This is a genomic window from Gordonia polyisoprenivorans NBRC 16320 = JCM 10675, from assembly GCF_000241325.1.
GTDB classification, from domain to species: Bacteria; Actinomycetota; Actinomycetes; order Mycobacteriales; family Mycobacteriaceae; genus Gordonia; species Gordonia polyisoprenivorans.
This window is the reverse complement of sequence record NZ_BAEI01000006.1, coordinates 119,100-136,664: the sequence shown is the minus strand read 5'-3', so window position 1 is coordinate 136,664 and position 17,565 is coordinate 119,100. Positions and strand designations below refer to the sequence as shown.

At 64.2% G+C, this 17,565-nt stretch carries 17 protein-coding genes; 5 read left to right on the top strand and 12 right to left on the bottom strand.

The annotated features are described in order from the left end of the window. The first annotated feature begins 163 nt into the window (after positions 1 to 163). Positions 164 to 583 (top strand): hypothetical protein, encoded by a 420-nt coding sequence (locus GOPIP_RS02345; RefSeq protein WP_006367910.1) that lies wholly within the window; start codon positions 164 to 166, stop codon positions 581 to 583. Between the two features lie 147 nt (positions 584 to 730). Here GOPIP_RS02345 and GOPIP_RS02340 read toward each other — a convergent pair whose 3' ends face one another. The 3 genes from GOPIP_RS02340 to GOPIP_RS02330 all read right to left on the bottom strand — a co-directional run bounded on the left by GOPIP_RS02340 (position 731) and on the right by GOPIP_RS02330 (position 3,145). Further along, complete coding sequence (locus GOPIP_RS02340) at positions 731 to 2,029, bottom strand: GDSL-type esterase/lipase family protein (protein ID WP_210739183.1); 1,299 nt, start codon at positions 2,027 to 2,029, stop codon at positions 731 to 733. Positions 2,030 to 2,206: 177 nt separating this feature from the next. Further along, positions 2,207 to 2,542, bottom strand: coding sequence for a hypothetical protein (locus GOPIP_RS02335; RefSeq protein ID WP_006367908.1), 336 nt, complete (start codon positions 2,540 to 2,542; stop codon positions 2,207 to 2,209). Between the two features lie 288 nt (positions 2,543 to 2,830). After that, complete coding sequence (locus tag GOPIP_RS02330) at positions 2,831 to 3,145, bottom strand: hypothetical protein (RefSeq protein ID WP_006367907.1); 315 nt, start codon at positions 3,143 to 3,145, stop codon at positions 2,831 to 2,833. A 349-nt stretch (positions 3,146 to 3,494) separates the two neighbouring features. Between GOPIP_RS02330 and GOPIP_RS02325 the strand changes: the two genes are divergently transcribed. The 4 genes from GOPIP_RS02325 to GOPIP_RS02310 all read left to right on the top strand — a co-directional run bounded on the left by GOPIP_RS02325 (position 3,495) and on the right by GOPIP_RS02310 (position 8,786). Next, positions 3,495 to 4,025, top strand: coding sequence for a hotdog fold domain-containing protein (locus tag GOPIP_RS02325; RefSeq protein ID WP_006367906.1), 531 nt, complete (start codon positions 3,495 to 3,497; stop codon positions 4,023 to 4,025). 77 nt (positions 4,026 to 4,102) lie between these two features. Next, complete coding sequence (locus tag GOPIP_RS02320) at positions 4,103 to 5,905, top strand: N-acetylglutaminylglutamine amidotransferase (protein ID WP_006367905.1); 1,803 nt, start codon at positions 4,103 to 4,105, stop codon at positions 5,903 to 5,905. Next, on the top strand, positions 5,902 to 8,085 hold the full coding sequence (locus GOPIP_RS02315) for a S9 family peptidase (protein ID WP_006367904.1): 2,184 nt from the start codon (positions 5,902 to 5,904) through the stop codon (positions 8,083 to 8,085). The genes GOPIP_RS02320 and GOPIP_RS02315 overlap by 4 nt, the downstream gene beginning before the upstream one ends. Then, positions 8,082 to 8,786 carry a GntR family transcriptional regulator gene (locus GOPIP_RS02310; RefSeq protein WP_006367903.1) on the top strand — a complete coding sequence of 235 codons (705 nt, stop codon included), beginning with the start codon at positions 8,082 to 8,084 and terminating at the stop codon, positions 8,784 to 8,786. The genes GOPIP_RS02315 and GOPIP_RS02310 overlap by 4 nt, the downstream gene beginning before the upstream one ends. Positions 8,787 to 8,865: 79 nt before the next feature. Here the strand turns inward: GOPIP_RS02310 and GOPIP_RS29340 are convergent, their stop codons facing one another. From GOPIP_RS29340 to GOPIP_RS29330, 9 genes are all read right to left on the bottom strand, one after another. Next, entirely contained in the window at positions 8,866 to 9,567 is a 702-nt protein-coding gene (locus GOPIP_RS29340; protein ID WP_006367902.1) for a hypothetical protein, read from the bottom strand. Further along, positions 9,567 to 10,082, bottom strand: coding sequence for a DNA/RNA non-specific endonuclease (locus tag GOPIP_RS02300; protein ID WP_081482468.1), 516 nt, complete (start codon positions 10,080 to 10,082; stop codon positions 9,567 to 9,569). Before GOPIP_RS02300 ends, GOPIP_RS29340 begins: the two co-directional genes overlap by 1 nt. Before the next feature lie 118 nt (positions 10,083 to 10,200). After that, complete coding sequence (locus GOPIP_RS02295) at positions 10,201 to 10,914, bottom strand: hypothetical protein (RefSeq protein WP_006367900.1); 714 nt, start codon at positions 10,912 to 10,914, stop codon at positions 10,201 to 10,203. Between the two features lie 354 nt (positions 10,915 to 11,268). Further along, positions 11,269 to 11,787, bottom strand: a complete 519-nt coding sequence (locus GOPIP_RS02290; protein ID WP_244421100.1) for a hypothetical protein — start codon at positions 11,785 to 11,787, stop codon at positions 11,269 to 11,271. A 408-nt stretch (positions 11,788 to 12,195) separates the two neighbouring features. After that, complete coding sequence (locus tag GOPIP_RS02285) at positions 12,196 to 12,900, bottom strand: hypothetical protein (RefSeq protein ID WP_035726916.1); 705 nt, start codon at positions 12,898 to 12,900, stop codon at positions 12,196 to 12,198. Positions 12,901 to 13,121: 221 nt separating this feature from the next. Then, positions 13,122 to 13,826 carry a hypothetical protein gene (locus GOPIP_RS02280; RefSeq protein ID WP_035726915.1) on the bottom strand — a complete coding sequence of 235 codons (705 nt, stop codon included), beginning with the start codon at positions 13,824 to 13,826 and terminating at the stop codon, positions 13,122 to 13,124. 220 nt (positions 13,827 to 14,046) lie between these two features. Continuing rightward, positions 14,047 to 14,751: a hypothetical protein gene (locus tag GOPIP_RS29335; RefSeq protein WP_006367896.1), complete on the bottom strand. Its 705-nt coding sequence runs from the start codon at positions 14,749 to 14,751 to the stop codon at positions 14,047 to 14,049. Positions 14,752 to 14,973: 222 nt separating this feature from the next. Continuing rightward, entirely contained in the window at positions 14,974 to 15,480 is a 507-nt protein-coding gene (locus GOPIP_RS02270; protein WP_006367895.1) for a hypothetical protein, read from the bottom strand. Positions 15,481 to 15,677: 197 nt separating this feature from the next. After that, positions 15,678 to 16,991 carry a toxin glutamine deamidase domain-containing protein gene (locus GOPIP_RS29330; protein ID WP_244421099.1) on the bottom strand — a complete coding sequence of 438 codons (1,314 nt, stop codon included), beginning with the start codon at positions 16,989 to 16,991 and terminating at the stop codon, positions 15,678 to 15,680. Between the last annotated feature and the right edge of the window lie 574 nt (positions 16,992 to 17,565).

Genomic DNA, 17,565 nt, shown 5'->3' with positions numbered 1-17,565 from the left:
AAATCCCGCAACCTGCCGTCCAGGCAACCCGACAAGTATGCACCAGGGCGGGGGGTGGATTCAAATCGGCCCCTGATGCCACCCGACCTGCAACAACCGCGTCGTCAGCTGCGCGAACGACGCGTCACCCGCCGTCGGGGGCCGCGGCATTAGAACCGTAGCCATGATGCGCTCTGATCAGACCGGCTCACCGTGGGGGCCGGCCATGGTCGCCCTGGCTGCGGCCGGGGTTCTGGGGTCGATGCTCTGCCAGTTTCATCGTGTGCAGCTCGAGAACGACTGGAACGCGCACATGCTCGCGATCAGGTGTCATCCGGTCGCTGCGCTGCCGGACCTGCGTCCCATCTCATGGGCGGCCACCTGTGCGGCCGCGCTCGGCGTGCTCGCCGGCGGCGCACTCGTCCTCAAGGTGGCGGTGTGTGGCATCCAGGTGCGTGCGGCATGGGTGCCCCTCGCGATTCTGCTGGTGATCGTCGGTGCCGTGATGTTCGCGGCGTCGCTGGCCTCGGTGCTCGACATCCCCTCGCACCTGATCGCGGGCTTCGGCACCGACGGCACCGGGCTGCCCTGTGGCGACGGGTGACGGGGTCGATCACCCGCATCGCAGACCACGGAGTCGCATGCATCGTCGGCCATCACGGCAACGCCCGTCGCCGACGGCACCACCGGGCGAAGCGAGGAGGTCCGGAATGCACATCCGTCTCACACATCGATCATTCGATCATCACGATCAGGACGCCAGCGTGGCCAGATCGACCTGTGCGGCCATCGTCGAGTAGCCGGCGGCATTCGGGTGCAGCAGGTCCGGCCCACTCAGCCGCGGGTTCAAGCCGTGTGGATCATGCGGATCGCGCATCGCGGACTCGAAGTCGATGACACTGTCGGACAGGTGTTGTCGGCGAATCCACGCATTCACCACGAGCCGTTGCCCATTGGCCGCCGGCGTGCTCCACCCGTCGGACAGCGAGGTTGCCGCGGGCAGGAGGGTTCCGAGGTGGACGCGAAGGCCTGCCGCATGAAGCCGCAGGATGACCTTGCGTAGTCCGTCGATCACCGTGGCCGCATCGGTACCCGGCGGAATCCCGAGATCGTTGATGCCTTCGAGCAGGATGACGTCGCGGACGCCCGGGACCCCGATGACGTCGTCCGCCGCCCGGTCCATCAGCGACGGACCGTAGGCGAAGATCGCCGGCCCCAGGGTCACGCGATTGCCACTGATCCCCGCGTTGAGGACCGGCCGGTCGATTCCCGCCCGATCGAGACGTCGTTGCAAGAAGTCCGGGTAGCGCACGTTGGTATCGATCATCGACCGATCCTCGGTGAGACCCAGGTACTGGGCTGCCATGAATCCGTCGGTGATCGAGTCTCCGACGGCGACGACACCGGTCACCGAAGTCGGTGCAGCAACGTCGATTCCGCTGACGAGCGGTACCTGGTCGGTGGGGACGGTGAACGCAGCGCCGGAGGTGTCGCGGCTGTGGTCGCCGCTGCCGGCGACGGTCGCGAAGCTCGTGGCGTTACCGACGTAGTGGACGGTGGGCACGGTCGCGTCGGGGAGGAACACCGACACCGCCAGCGACCGCCACGCCGTGACGTCGACGTCGACCGGGTCGCTGGCGACGTCGGCACCCGGTGCGATCGACACCGAGTCGCGGCCGCCGAAGGTCACCGGCACGATCCTCGCGACCTGCGCACCGCGGACACGGCGTGACACGGTGACGCCGCCGATACGGATCGGCTTGGCCCCGAACCGGTTCGTCAGGCGTACCCGTGCGACCGATCCCGACAGGTGCGGCGTCGTCATCACGCGCAACGTGTGGTCGGCAGGCGCCGAGGGAATCGGGTTCTCCAGCGAGATGTCGCCGCGATTACTCGGCGCCGCCATCCAGCCGGCCACCCAATGCGCCCCGACGCCGGGGCCGCGATCCGACGGATGTGCTTGCACGACACCAACACCGGCTGTCGCCAGCACCGCGGCCACCACGATCGCAACCGCACCGCGTCGCGCCCGTCCTGTCGGTCTCCTCATGAACGTCCCTCCCCGGACTCGAGTTGACCATGCGGTCAAGTCATTCGAGTATCGGGGCTCGTCGCGCCCGGTGCAACGGATTGCGGCGATTGGGTGCCGCAGACGCCGACGACGCCGGGACCGTGGAGGTCTCCGACGTCGTCGACGATCCGACCCGGTGGTCGGAGGAATGCGGTATCAGGGCAGGGGAATCCAGAACCCGAACAGCCAGAACCCGTTCGGGGTGTACTGACCCGGCTGCCAGCGCGGCTGCGGGTGCCACTGCGGCTGCGGGTGCCACTGCTGCGGTTGCGGCTGCCACCGGTTCGGCTGCGGTTGCGGCTGCCACCGGTTGGGCTGCTGGTAGTGGTTTCCCTGCGGCGGCGGCGGGGCGGCCGACGCGATGCCGGCACCGGCGCCGATGCCGGTGACGATGGCCCCGGCGGCGATGACGCCCGCCACGATCCGCTTTGCGGGCACTGAGCGCGACTTCACCGACCGCGCGTCGGTCCCCGAACTGCTGACGGTGTTCATGAGATGTCCCTTCGAACGACAATGATCGTCGACGGCGTCGGACGGCGCCGGCTCGACAGCCGCGACGAACAACAACTCCCGACCGTGTCGGTCGGGAGTCGACGGCGTCGTCGGCCAATGCTGACGCTACGCCGTCCCAGGGACAGAAAATCGGACCTGACCTGCAGATTCACTGTGGGAGGCTGAGCCTTTTAGGTGCTTTGATCCGAACGCGAACAGCTGATTGCCAGCCGAATCACACCAATGTTCGTTTTGCTCCCAGCAACCCCACAGCGCCCCTGCGATCGGTCAGGGCAGCGGAATCCAGAACCCGAAGAACCAGAACCCGCGCGGGCTGGTCTGACGCGGCGCCCACTGCTGACGCTGCGGCTGCTGCTGACGCTGCGGCTGCTGCTGGCGCTGGGGCTGCTGCTGACGCTGCGGTTGGGGCTGCTGCTGACGCTGCGGTTGCTGCTGGGTCTGCTGGTGGCTGGGGGCCGTCGGCGCCGCCGAGGCGAGACCCGCCCCTGCTCCGACGCCGGTGATGATGGCACCGGCGGCTACGACACCGGCCACGGTGCGCTTGATGGTGATGCCCGAACGCTTGGCGGTCGCTGTTGTCATCTGGGTTTCCCTTTCTCGGATCTACGGACGGACGACGAGGGCGAAAGACCGCCGTCCACAGCCACGGCGACGTCGCCATCGGTGTGATCAGGAGAACCGATCCACTCCCCGGCGCAACATTCGCTTCGTGTCTAAGTCATTACGCTACAACCGTTTTCGGGCCGAAATCGTCGCGCACGCTGCGAGGTTTCTGTGCGGTTCATGCCGGTTTGACCGTTTAGCCCGATACACCCGAAGCGTCCTGTCAGGACCGCCACAGACAAGGCCGCAGTGCTCACAGCCGATCGCCAGCGATCTCAGGCGAGCACGGCCGCTCGCCCCGCACCGGTGGGCGGTTAGGGTCGGTTCCATGACGACCAAGCCCTCGCACACCGACGATGCTCGACCATCGGCGATGACCGCGACCTACGCCCTGCGCCGGCGCCTGCCCGACAACGTTCTCGGCCACGCCCTGTTCTCTCTCGGTATGGTCGCGCGCGTTCCCTACTTCGGCACCGTGCTGCCCATCGTCGAGGAGATGCGCCCCGGGTACTGCAAGGTGAGCGCGCCCAAGTGGTTCGGCGTTTACAACCACATCGGCACGTTCCACGCGATCGCGGCCTGCAACCTCGCCGAGGCCGCGATGGGCATGCTGATGGAGGCCAGCCTGCCGCCGTCGCATCGCTGGCTGCCCAAGGCCATGTCGACGCAATACCTGGCCAAGGCCACCACGCGACTGACGGCGGAGGCGACCCTGACCGAACCGATCGACGTCGAGGCGATCAGTACCGGAACCGACGTCGTCGTCTCCGTCCGCATCCTCGACACGCACGGCACCGAGGTGGTCCACGCCGACATCACCACCTGGGTGACGCCACGCGCGGGCGACGACTCACGCTGACGCACCGGGACAAAACTCCTAGGCTGGGACGATGACGTCGCGTCTGCCGCGACATGGAGACGAAAGGTTGCTATTTCATGTGTGGAGTCTGCGGCGAGATCCGCTTCGACGGGTCCGCGCCCGACGTCTCTTCCGTCGACGCGATGACCGCCGCGATGACCCGGCGGGGGCCGGACGCCTCCGGGGTCTACATGAAAGGCAATGTGGCGCTGGGGCATCGGCGTCTGAAGATCATCGACCTGTCCGAGCGGGGCGGTCAGCCGATGGTCGATCCCGAGTTGGGGCTGGCGTTGGTGTTCAACGGCTGCATCTACAACTATCAGGAGCTGCGCCACGAACTCGAGGGCAAGGGCTACCGATTCTTCTCCCACGCCGATTCCGAGGTCATCCTCAAGGCCTTTCACGCGTGGGGCGCCGACTGCGTCGACCGCCTGATCGGGATGTTCGCGTTCGCCGTCGTCGACACCGATTCGGGCACGGTGACCCTGGCTCGCGATCGTCTGGGCATCAAGCCGTTGTATCTGGCGGAAACGCCCGGGCGGCTGCGGTTCGCGTCGTCGTTGCAGGCGCTGCTGCGGGCCGGGGACGTCGACACCTCCATCGACCGGGTCGCGCTGCACCACTACTTCAGCTTTCACGCGGTGGTTCCGGCGCCGCACACCATGTACAACGGCATCCGCAAACTGCCTCCGGCCACCGTCCGGACGATCACCCGCGATGGCCGCAGCACCGAGCGCCGGTACTGGGAGCCGGTGTTCGCCCCGCATGCCGATCGGGCCGACTGGGACGAGAAGCGCTGGCAGCACGAGTTGATGGATTCCCTGCGCACCTCGGTGCGGCGTCGGATGGTCGCCGACGTCCCGGTCGGGGTGTTGCTGTCCGGGGGCATCGACTCGTCTCTGGTGGTGGCGCTGCTGGCCGAGCAGGGCCAGACCGACCTCGCCACATTCAGCATCGGATTCGATTCCGCAGCAGGCGAATCGGGCGATGAGTACGCCTACTCCGACCTCATCGCCGATACCTTCGGCACCGATCACCACAAGATCCACATCGGCACCGACCGGCTGCTGCCCGCCGTCGGCGACACGATTGCCGCGATGAGTGAGCCGATGGTCAGCCACGATTGCGTCGCGTTCTATCTGCTCTCCGAGGAGGTGAGCAAGTCCATCAAGGTGGTGCAGTCCGGGCAGGGTGCCGACGAGATCCTCGGCGGTTACTCCTGGTATCCGCCGCTGGCCGGTATCGCGCGCCCGGAGACGACGAAGGCCTACCGTGAGGTCTTCTTCGATCGGTCGCACGAGGAGATCGCCGCGATCCTCGCCGACGACTATCTGTTGGAGGAGCGCGATTTCGACCCCAGTTGGGAGTTCGCACTGGCCCATCAGTCGGCCCCGGGCGCGCATACCTCGGTCGACGCAGCGCTGCGCCTCGATACCACGGTCATGCTGGTCGACGACCCGGTCAAGCGGGTCGACACGATGACCATGGCCTGGGGACTCGAAGCACGCGTGCCGTTCCTCGACCACGAGTTCGTCGAGCTCGCCGCCACCTGCCCGCCGGATCTCAAACTGGCACATGGCGGTAAGGGCGTACTGAAGGAGGCCAGTCGCGCGTTGCTGCCCTCGGCCGTCATCGACCGCACCAAGGGGTACTTCCCGGTGCCGGGTATCCGGCACCTCGAGGGCGAGGTCTTCGATCTCGTCGCCGATGTACTCAAGACGCGCTCAGCAACCGACCGCGGACTGTACCGGCCGGCCGCGCTCGACCGACTGTTCGCAGATCCCAACGGGATTCGCACTCGCCTCGACGGCAACGAGCTGTGGCAGGTCGCGATGCTCGAGATGTGGTTGCAGACCATGGAAGGTCTCACCGCACCGTGACGCCGTCCGTTCCGCCCGGCGCGCAGGCGTCGACACCCGATTCCATCGCCGCCGGCGTCCCCGCCCCCGCGTTCTCGGTGCGCTTCGACGAGAACGGGTGGCACACGTACGGTCCGTCGGTCTCGCCGGACGGGTCGGCATTCGCCTACATCGTCGACGACGGGACCGGTTATCCGCGTGCGGCACAGCGGGTTCTGACTCCCGACGGGGTCGGCGAACTGCGGTGGGTGCGGGTGCCGGCGACCGGACCGGTGCGCAAGCTCGTGCATTCCAGCGACGGCCAGTGGCTCGCGGTGGAGTTGGCGCCCGGCGGCGGTGAGCACCACCAGGTGTGGGTCGTGACGACCGATCCCGACGACGACACCGCACATCGGGTCGCCGCCATCCGTCCCGACGGCAATCCCTACACCGCGGGCGCCGGGCGGTCTTTCGGTACGGTGACCCTCGTCGGTTGGGATACCGATTGGGTCCTGATCACCGCCACGGCGACCGACGGCACCGCGCACTCGCTGCGGATTCATCCGAGCACGGGCACCACCCAGACCCTCGACGTGCGTGTCGGTGGCGCACTGATCGACTCGTGGAAGGGCGCCACGCTGCTACGTGTCGGCCCGCGCGGTTACCACGACATGCTGCTGCTGCGACGCCGGGATCGCCAGGACGGCACGGGATCGGCCGGTCCGCTCGATGGTCACGTCCGACGTTCGGCGCGTCCGCTGCGTCCGGCGCTCGCGGTCGGGGCCCGCGAGGACGAGCCGGAGGTCGAGATGAGCACACTGTTGCCCAACGATCCGGGTTCGGTGACCGACGACGGGTACATTCTCGACCAGGGCTTCGACCACCCGTCGCTGGTGTTCGTCGGGCCGCCCGGTGACGCCGAGCGTGATCTCGACTCGGTACAAGCCGTGGTGCGCAGCGACTTCGACGCCAAGTATCCGCGCCTACTCGGTGTGGAGGTGGCCCGCACCGGAACCCGCTTCCGGGTGCTGGCACAGCGCGCGGGCTGCGGCCTCGACGCCTTCGCGGTCTCCCACGACCAATCAACGGTCGCGATGTTGTGGAACACCGACGGGCACAGCGAGTTACAGATCATGACGCTTCCCGATCAGACACTGCACGATCCGATTCCACTGCCGGGTGACGTGGCATCGGAGTTGTCGATCAGCGCGGCGGGCACTCTCATCGCGGTGACGGTGTCGAGTCCGCAGCGCTCGCCGCTGGTGCATCTGATCAACACCGCGAGCCGGGAGGTCACCCCGGTCCGCGACGACATGGTGACCGGCACCGGCCCGTCGCACACCCTGCGGCCCGAGCTGCACGATTTCTCCGCGCGCGATGGGATGCCGTTGTCGGGCTGGCTGTTTCGTCCAGCACAGCGCTCATCCGACGCCGACGACCGTCCGACCCCGTACCTGTTGTATTTTCACGGTGGTCCCGAGGCACAGACCCGGCCCGACTATCACTTCCTGTTCGGTCCGCTCGTCGACGCCGGCATCGGGGTGTTCGCTCCCAACGTGCGCGGATCCTCGGGGTACGGGCGTCTGTTCTCACACGCCGACGACCGCTACGGCCGGTACGCGGGGATCGACGACGCGGCCGATTGCGCCGAGTATCTCGTCGATGCCGGTATCGCCGATCCCGACGCGCTCTACGTGTCGGGGCGGTCCTATGGTGGCTATCTGACATTGGCGTGCTTGACTTTTCACCCCCAGCTCTTTGCGGCCGGCATCGCGATCTGCGGTATGAGCGATCTCGAGTCGTTCTTCCGCAACACCGAGCCGTGGATCGCGGTGGCCGCCTACACCAAGTACGGTCATCCGGAGTCGGATCGCGAACTGCTGCGTGACCTGTCCCCGATCCACCGGATCGACGAGGTGTGCGCTCCGTTGCTGGTGATTCACGGCGCCCACGACACCAACGTTCCGGTCAGTGAATCGCAGCAGATCGTGCACGAATTGCGGTCTCGTGGTCGGGTGGCCGAGTTGCTGATGTTCGGTGACGAGGGCCACGAGATCGTCAAGCGCGACAATCAGCAGCGACTGACCAATGCGGTTGCCGATTGGGTCTTGCGTCATCCCTCGGCCGCGGCCGCCCACGCCGAATCGCACCGGCTGGCCCGCGCCGCCGAATTCGGCTGGGATGCCGCGGATTCGGTGTCGGATCAGGCCCGGCTGTCGTGAACCGCCGTCGGCCCAATCTCCTGGTCGCGAAGCTCGTCGAGGTCCGATCACATCACGAGCACGCGAACATCGAGGAGGAGTTGCGCCGACTGATCCTCTCCGGTGGCGCACCGCCGGGCACCGTCATTCCCCCGGGTGAGGTCGCCGACGCCTTTCGTGTGAGTCCGATCCCGGTGCGGGAGGCACTCAAGACTCTCGTCGGAGAGGGACTGGTTGTCCACCAGCGCAATTCCGGATATCGGGTGAGTTCGTTGTCGACCGACGAACTCAAAGAGATCTACTTCGTTCGCGGCGTCCTCGAACAGGCCGCGCTCGCCCAGGCCGTCGACCGTGTATCCGAGGCCGATATCGCAGCCGCACGTGGCTGCCACGAGCAACTGGTGACCGCCACCAAGTGGGGCGACGGCAAGTCGTTTCACGACGTGTCGAGGCAGTTCCACATGTGTCTGACCGCGCCGTGCGCGATGCCACGTTTGTTGTCGATGTTCGAGTCGACGTGGAATCTGACCGAGCCGTTCCAGATCATGCGCAGCGTGAGCTCGGCCACCCAGGAGCTCCTGAACGCCGACCATGCGGCTCTGCTGGACGGATTCACCGCTCGCGACGTCAGCGCCGTACTCGACGTGGCGAATACTCACCACGCTCGCCTGGAGACCGCGATCCTGGAGACCGCGGGCCGTCTCGGCCTTCCACCCGAGTGACGGCCGCGCCGCCGATCGGATCAGCGCGCACCCGTCCGACGAACGCGGAGCACCCTCCCGGGGAGTCACTCCGTAATCGTCACCGGCCCAACAACCTGGCCACCGCATCCGCCGGCGGCTCACCCGACGACACCGGAAACACCCCACCATCATCACCAACCAAGAAATACGTCCGATCAATACGAACCTCACCCGGACGATCCCGCACAAACACCCGCCACCCACCATCCACCCGAGACACCACCGCATCCTCCACCACAAACCCCGACACCGGATTCACCGCCACAAACGCCGCGACCCGGTCCACCGCCGACGCGCCATCAGCCACCAGAATCGGCCGACCACACACCACCGACGGCTCCGACAAGTCCCCGAACATGTCAATCGCCCGTGCCTTCACCTCACGCGCTGTCGCCATCGACGCCTCAAAATCCGCAGCCACATCACCACACAACACATGCACCACACCACGCACCGGCTCCCGATCCACCACCACAACCAACGCATCAAACAACCAGAAAGGAACCGGGAAACCGAACCTAAACTTCTCCACCGCTTCGTCGAAACGCACAGAATCCCGCATCGAAATACTGACTCGGCGATGACGAATCCGGTCATCATCCAGCCACGCAGCCTGGGTGCCCGCAGTCATTCCCAGACTAAAATGGCTAATCGACATATACCTACTCCACGGCCCCTCCGACAGATACCCTGTAGATTTCACGACGATATCCGCAAGTTCGACCCCCACCACACTGAGTAGGTCCTCAATCTCTAGCATCACTTGTCTCCCTCAGAGTCGGCGACTAATTGCCGAATGTCGCGCCGATAGTAGCGGCGAGAATAGTTCTGCGATGAATCATTCTTAAAACTTCTCCGAAAATCAACATTTTCTAGTATTCTATTTGACTTAGCCGTAAATGCGACTCCCTCAACTTTGACCGCGTGGGGGCGATTGCCAAGAGTTTGACTGAGTAATTCGATCTCCACCTCCACCCGTGCCCCATACCGGGCGAAATCAGCCCATTCATTCTCCATCACCCGATACGGCGTCATATTGAAATGCCCATCCTGAGCGAACATGTTGCGCAACCCCTGCGCCAAAACAAACCGGAAACCGAACACATGCCCACCCTGATCGGTGTCGAACACCTCCTGCACACCCTGCCCCCACGCAGCCCACCTCTGCGCCGCCACCTCCGCACCCGGCCGATCCACCCGATCAAACACCTCACCAATCACCACCTTGCCACCCACCGGCACCTCCAAACCGTTCTCCCCGAACGCAGTGGTCAACGCGCTCTCCGCCTCCCCCGGACAGCACGCATGCCCACAATTCACCAAGCACCTTCACCATCTCCGCCAACCCCCACAAGCCGACCAACAATAAGTCGACATCAACAAGCCCAAGCAGCTACCGCCCACCCAGCAACCTGGCCACCGCATCCGCCGGCGGCTCACCCGACGACACCGGAAACACCCCACCATCATCACCAACCAAAAAATACATCCGATCCACCCGAACCTCACCCGGACGATCCCGCACAAACACCCGCCACCCACCATCCACCCGAGACACCACCGCATCCTCCACCACAAACCCCAACACCGGACTCACCGCCACAAACGCCGCCACCCGATCCACCGCCGACGCACCATCAGCCACCACAATCGGCCGACCACACACCACCGACGGCTCCACCAAATCCCCAAACATCGCCACCGCCCGATCCTGCACCACATCCGCCGTCGCCATCGACGCCTCAAAATCCGCAGCCACATCACCACACAACACATGCACCACACCACGCACCGGCTCCCGATCCACCACCACCACCATCGCATCAAACAACCAGAAGGGAACCGGGTAATCATGGCGAAGCTCTTTAACAAGCCTTAACACGCGCTTTGTATCAACCATCGACAAATCCGCGAACCGATCATCAATTACCCGTCCCTCAAAGAGGGCAATATCAGTCCAACGAGAATGGCCAGGATCGAAGTGTCCGACCCAGACGAACCTGTCCCAAGGACCATCAGAGAGTTCACCCGAACTGTCCACGACGATTTGACCTATTTGAGCACCAAGACGTTCGAGCAACATTGTCAGCGAGTCGCTTCCAGTCATTTCGCATCCGCCCTTTCGATCCTGGACAAGATTTCGCGTTTATTATAGTAACGACAAATATAGGTTTGCCGACTTCTATTGTCGAAGGTATTACCGAGCTTAACACCTAGTAATGGCCGACCGGACGCGGCCGAATAGGCTCTACCGGCGACTGTTACCTCCTCCGGCCTCTCCCCATCATCGGCGCATCGAGGTCGATCGTCACCTCCACCTGCGCCCCATACCGGGCGAGAACCGATCACTCGTTCTCGATCACCCGAATCGGAGCGATAGTGACGTTCACACCCTGGGGGAAGGAAGTTGGTGCATCGCATTCGAGAACACACCGGGAGAAATTCCTGCCAACGAGCCTAGCTACCGCCGGCCCAATAACCTGGCCACCGCATCCGCCGGCGGCTCACCCGACGACACCGGAAACACCCCACCATCATCACCAACCAAAAAATACGTCCGATCAATACGAACCTCACCCGGACGATCCCGCACAAACACCCGCCACCCACCATCCACCCGAGACACCACCGCATCCTCCACCACAAACCCCAACACCGGACTCGCCGCCACAAACGCCGCGACCCGGTCCACCGCCGACGCGCCATCAGCCACCAGAATCGGCCGACCACACACCACCGACGGCTCCGACAAGTCCCCGAACATGTCAATCGCCCGTGCCTTCACCTCACGCGCTGTCGCCATCGACGCCTCAAAATCCGCGGCTACATCACCACATAACACATGCACCACACCCCGTACCGGCTCCCGATCCACCACCACCACCATCGCATCAAACAACCAGAAAGGCACCGGAAACTCACGGCGAAAATCCCGCACAGCCGTATTGAAATTTTCTAAATCTGGCATCGAAATACGCACTGACCGTCGCCTGATTCGCTCACCGCCCGCCCACGCTGCCCTCGTGCTTACGGTGTGCCCCGGCTCGAAATGGTCAATGGACATATACCTGTCCCACGGCCCCTCCGCCAGGCTTCCCGTCGAATGGACCACAATATCAGCCAGCTGAGAACCCAACCGCCGCAAACTATCCTCTGGTTCAGACATCAACGCTCACCCGATTCTGCTTGTGCAACAAGTGCAAGGATCTACATCGTGGAATAACGCCGCTCCGTACCGCTGCGACGGGTTGATGCCGAATACCGGGCGAAACCAGACCACTCATTCTCCAACACCCGATACTGCCCCATAGCGCAATGCGCGTCCAGCGCGAACATACTGCACCGCATTCGAGAACACACCGGGAGAAATTCCTGCCAACGAGCCGAGCTACCGCCGGCCCAACAGCCTGGCCACCGCATCCGCCGGCGGCTCACCCGACGACACCGGAAACACCCCACCATCATCACCAACCAAAAAATACATCCGATCCACACGAACCTCACCCGGACGATCCCGCACAAACACCCGCCACCCACCATCCACCCGAGACACCACCGCATCCTCCACCACAAACCCCAACACCGGACTCACCGCCACAAACGCCGCGACCCGATCCACCGCCGACGCGCCATCAGCCACCAGAATCGGCCGACCACACACCACCGACGGCTCCGACAAGTCCCCGAACATGTCAATCGCCCGCGCTTTCACCTCACCTGCTGTCGCCATCGACGCCTCAAAATCCGCGGCTACATCACCACATAACACATGCACCACACCCCGCACCGGCTCCCGATCCACCACCACCACCATCGCATCAAACAACCACAAAGGCACCGGAAACTCACGGCGAAAATCCCGCACAGCCGTACTGAAATTTTCTAAATCTGGCATCGAAATACGCACTGACCGTCGCCTGATTCGCTCACCGCCCGCCCACGCTGCCTGCGTGCCTACGGTGTGCCCCGGCTCGAAATGGGCAATGGACATATACCGGTCCCACGGCCCCTCCGCCAGGCTTCCCGTCGAATGGACCACAATATCAGCCAGTTGAGAACCCAACCGCCGCAAACTATCCTCTGGTTCAGACATCAACGCTCACCCGCTTCCGCTTCCGCAACAAATGCCACGATCCGCTTCTTGTAGTAACGCCGCTTGTACCGCTGCGACGGGTTGATGCCGAATACCGGGTGGAATTAGACCACTCATTCTCCAACACCCGATACTGCCTCACGGTCCAATGCGCGTCCTGCGCGAACATACTGCACCGCATTCGAGAACAGACCGGGAGAAATTCCTGCCAACGAGCCTAGCTACCGCCGGCCCAACAGCCTGGCCACCGCATCCGCCGGCGGCTCACCCGACGACACCGGAAACACCCCACCATCATCACCAACCAAAAAATACGTCCGATCAATACGAACCTCACCCGGACGATCCCGCACAAACACCCGCCACCCACCATCCACCCGAGACACCACCGCATCCTCCACCACAAACCCCGACACCGGATTCACCGCCACAAACGCCGCGACCCGGTCCACCGCCGACGCGCCATCAGCCACCAGAATCGGCCGACCACACACCACCGACGGCTCCGACAAGTCCCCGAACATGTCAATCGCCCGTGCCTTCACCTCACGCGCTGTCGCCATCGACGCCTCAAAATCCGCGGCTACATCACCACACACCACATGCACCACACCACGCACCGGCTCCCGATCCACCACCACCACCATCGCATCAAACAACCAGAAAGGCACCGGAAACTCACGGCGAAAATCCTCTACAACCGTACTGAAATTCTCTAAATCTGGCATCGAAATCCCTACTGGCCGTCGCCTGATTCGCTCACCGCCCGCCCACGCAGTCTCGGTGCCTACGGTGTGGCCCGGCTCGAAATGGTCAATGGACATATACCTGTCCCACGGCCCCTCCGCCAGGCTTCCCGTCGAATGGACCACAATATCAGCCAGTTGAGAACCCAACCGCCGCAAACTATCCTCTGGTTCAGACATCAACGCTCACCCGCTTCCGCTTCCGCAACAAATGCCACGATCCGCTTCTTGTAGTAACGCCGCTTGTACCGCTGCGACGGGTTGATGCCGAATACCGGGGAAACCAGACCACTCATTCTCCAACACCCGATATTGCCCCATAGCGCAATGCGCGTCCTGCGCGAACATACTGCACCGCATTCGAGAACACACCGGGACACATTCCTCCCAACGAGCCGAGTTACCGCCGGCCCAATAACCTGGCCACCGCATCCGCCGGCGGCTCACCCGACGACACCGGAAACACCCCACCGTCATCAGCAACCAAGAAATATGTCCGATCAATACGGACCTCACCCGGCCTATCGCGCACAAACACCCGCCACCCACCATCCACCCGAGACACCACCGCATCCTCCACCACAAACCCCAACACCGGATTCACCGCCACAAACGCCGCGACCCGGTCCACCGCCGACGCGCCATCAGCCAACAGAATCGGCCGACCACACACCATTGACGGCTCCGACAAGTCCCCGAACATGTCAATCGCCCGTGCCTTCACCTCACGCGCTGTCGCCATCGACGCCTCAAAATCCGCGGCTACATCACCACACACCACATGCACCACACCCCGTACCGGCTCCCGATCCACCACCACCACCATCGCATCAAACAACCAGAAAGGCACCGGAAACTCGCGGCGAAAATCCTCTACAACCGTATTGAAATTCTCTAAATCTGGCATCGAAATCCCTACTGGCCGTCGCCTGATTCGCTCACCGCCCGCCCACGCAGTCTCGGTGCCTACTGTGTGGCCCGGCTCGAAATGGTCAATCGACATATACCTGTCCCACGGCCCCTCCGCCAGCTCCCCCGTCGAATGGACCACAATATCCGCCAGCTGAGAACCCAACCGCCGCAAACCATCCTCCGGTTCAGACATCAACGCTCACCCGATTCTGCTTGTGCAACAAGTGCAAGGATCTACATCGTGGAATAACGCCGCTCCGTACCGCTGCGACGGGTTGATGCCGAATACCGGGCGAAACCAGACCACTCATTCTCCAACACCCGATATTGCCCCATAGCGCAATGCGCGTCCAGCGCGAACATACTGCACCGCATTCGAGAACACACCGGGACACATTCCTCCCAACGAGACGAGCTACCGCCGGCCCAATAACCTGGCCACCGCATCCGCCGGCGGCTCACCCGACGACACCGGAAACACCCCACCGTCATCAGCAACCAAGAAATATGTCCGATCAATACGGACCTCACCCGGCCTATCGCGCACAAACACCCGCCACCCACCATCCACCCGAGACACCACCGCATCCTCCACCACAAACCCCAACACCGGACTCACCGCCACAAACGCCGCCACCCGATCCACCGCCGACGCACCATCAGCAACCACAATCGGCCGACCACACACCACCGACGGCTCGACCAAATCCCCGAACATGTCAATCGCCCGCGCCTTCACCTCGCCCGCCGTCGCCATCGACGCCTCAAAATCCGCAGCCACATCACCACACAACACATGCACCACACCCCGTACCGGCTCCCGATCCACCACCACCACCAACGCATCAAACAACCACAAAGGCACCGGAAACTCGCGGCGAAAATCCCGCACAGCGCGGTTATAGCGCTGCAAATCTGGCATCGAAATCCCTACCGGCCGTCGCCTGATTCGCTCACCACCCGCCCACGCTGCCCTCGTGCTTACGCTGTGCCCCGGCTCGAAATGGGCAATGGACATATACCTGTCCCACGGCCCCTCCGCCAGGTCCCCTGTCGAATGGACCACAATATCCGCCAGCTGAGAACCCAACCGCCGCAAACTATCCTCCGGTTCAGACATCAACGCTCACCCGCTTCCGCTTCCGCAACAAGTGCAAGGATCTGCTTCTTGTAATAACGCCGCTTGTACCGCTGCGACGAATCATTATCAAATTGATGGCCAAGATCCACCTCTTCCAACAGAACATTCGACCTCGCCGAGTAAGCCACCCCATCAACGGCAACTGCGTCCGGCCTCTCCCCCACCACCGGCGCATCCAACCCGATCTTTACCTCCACCCGCGCCCCATACCGGGCGAAATCAGCCCATTCATTCTCCATCACCCGATACGGCGTCATATTGAAATGCCCATCCTGAGCGAACATGTTGCGCAACCCTTGCGCCAAAACAAACCGGAAACCGAACACATGGCCACCCTGATCGGTGTCGAACACCTCCTGCACACCCTGCCCCCACGCAGCCTCCCTCTGCGCCGCCACCTCCGCACCCGGCCGATCCACCCGATCAAACACCTCACCAATCACCACCTTGCCACCCACCGGCACCTCCAAACCGTTCTCCCCGAACGCAGTGGTCAACGTCAGCTCATTGCCACCCACACCCGTCACCGTCTCAATCACCCGATTCTCCGGATACACCGGATGCGCACCCACCGGATACTCCAGTTCACGCTCGTGACGGGCCACCTCCCGGTAATCGGCATGCTCCGTTCCCAACCCGTCCGGATCCAGTTTGGGTTCGATACGAGCGGTCCACTCATCGAATATCCTCTCGCGCACCGGCGTCCCATCAACGCCAACGCCGAGATCGCGCCGCTCGACCACGCTGACCGGCTCGCCACGCCCCGGGTCGATCCACCGTGACCGCGGGCCGGCACCGACCTCACCGACCTCGAGCGCGGCATGCAGGCCTGCCTCCCCGAACAACGGGTGAACCGCAGTGCCATCCGGGTGGAAGTAGCCCGCCACGACGATGCCGACATTCTCTTCACCCCAATGCGGTGGCCACCCCGACCGCGCCCCGGTCACCGGGTCGACGAGGTGGACGGCCCCGCCATCGTTGACCGCAACGTATGCGTGTCCGCCCAGCCCCTCCGCATCGCCGGCCCACCGTGACGCGATGAGCGCCTGCGCACCGTCACCGAGGTCGAGCAGAGTGTCGTGGATACCCGCGTACGAGTCCGGCAGAGCCTCCGAGCCGATCGCCTCGAACAGATCGCGCGCTGCGATCCCCTCCGCGGTGGGTTCGTTGGGCAGCACGAACTCATGCCCGGTCGTCTCCGACAGGTAGTCGAGCACGTCGGCGGCACACGTCTCCGCGCCCGACTCCGGTTCGTAGGAGTCGTGGGCCGCGGTGTGGCCATCGGGCGCCACGCCACCTCCCACGAGCCCCCGGTCTGTGACGTCGGAGCCCGCCTGCGGGTTGCCGCCGTCGCCCTTCGCCGTGGCTACCGGCTCACCCGCAGAATGCGACGGCCGCCCTCCGCCGACGTCCGACGCCTGTGGCCGTCCGAGCTCCTCGGACACCCCCGACGGCCGCGGCTCCTGCGTCCGCGGCTCCGGCGCCTTCTTTCCCGATTCCGGTTGGCGGGCAGGCTCCTTCGATACCTGAGCGGTGTCCCGGCTCGTACCGCCGGACCTCTCCGAGTCTGCGGCCGTCTCCGTCGAATGGGCACGACCCGGCGGCGCGTCGGGCGCGGGTGTCGCGGGCGGTGGTGTGCCGGCCGATCCGGCCCGGTCGTCCGGTTCGGCGGTCGTGCCACTCGGGCCACCCGACTCATCAGCGGTCGGCGTGTTCGCGGCCCGTGGGTCACTGGGGCCGGGTGCCGGTTCATCGCTGCCCACGTGCGTGGGCGTCGGCGCCGGTTGCGCACCACCGACATCGGTGACTGGCGTGCCCCGCTCCCCCTCCGGTGGCACCGCTCCGACAGCCGGTTCCGATCGGGTC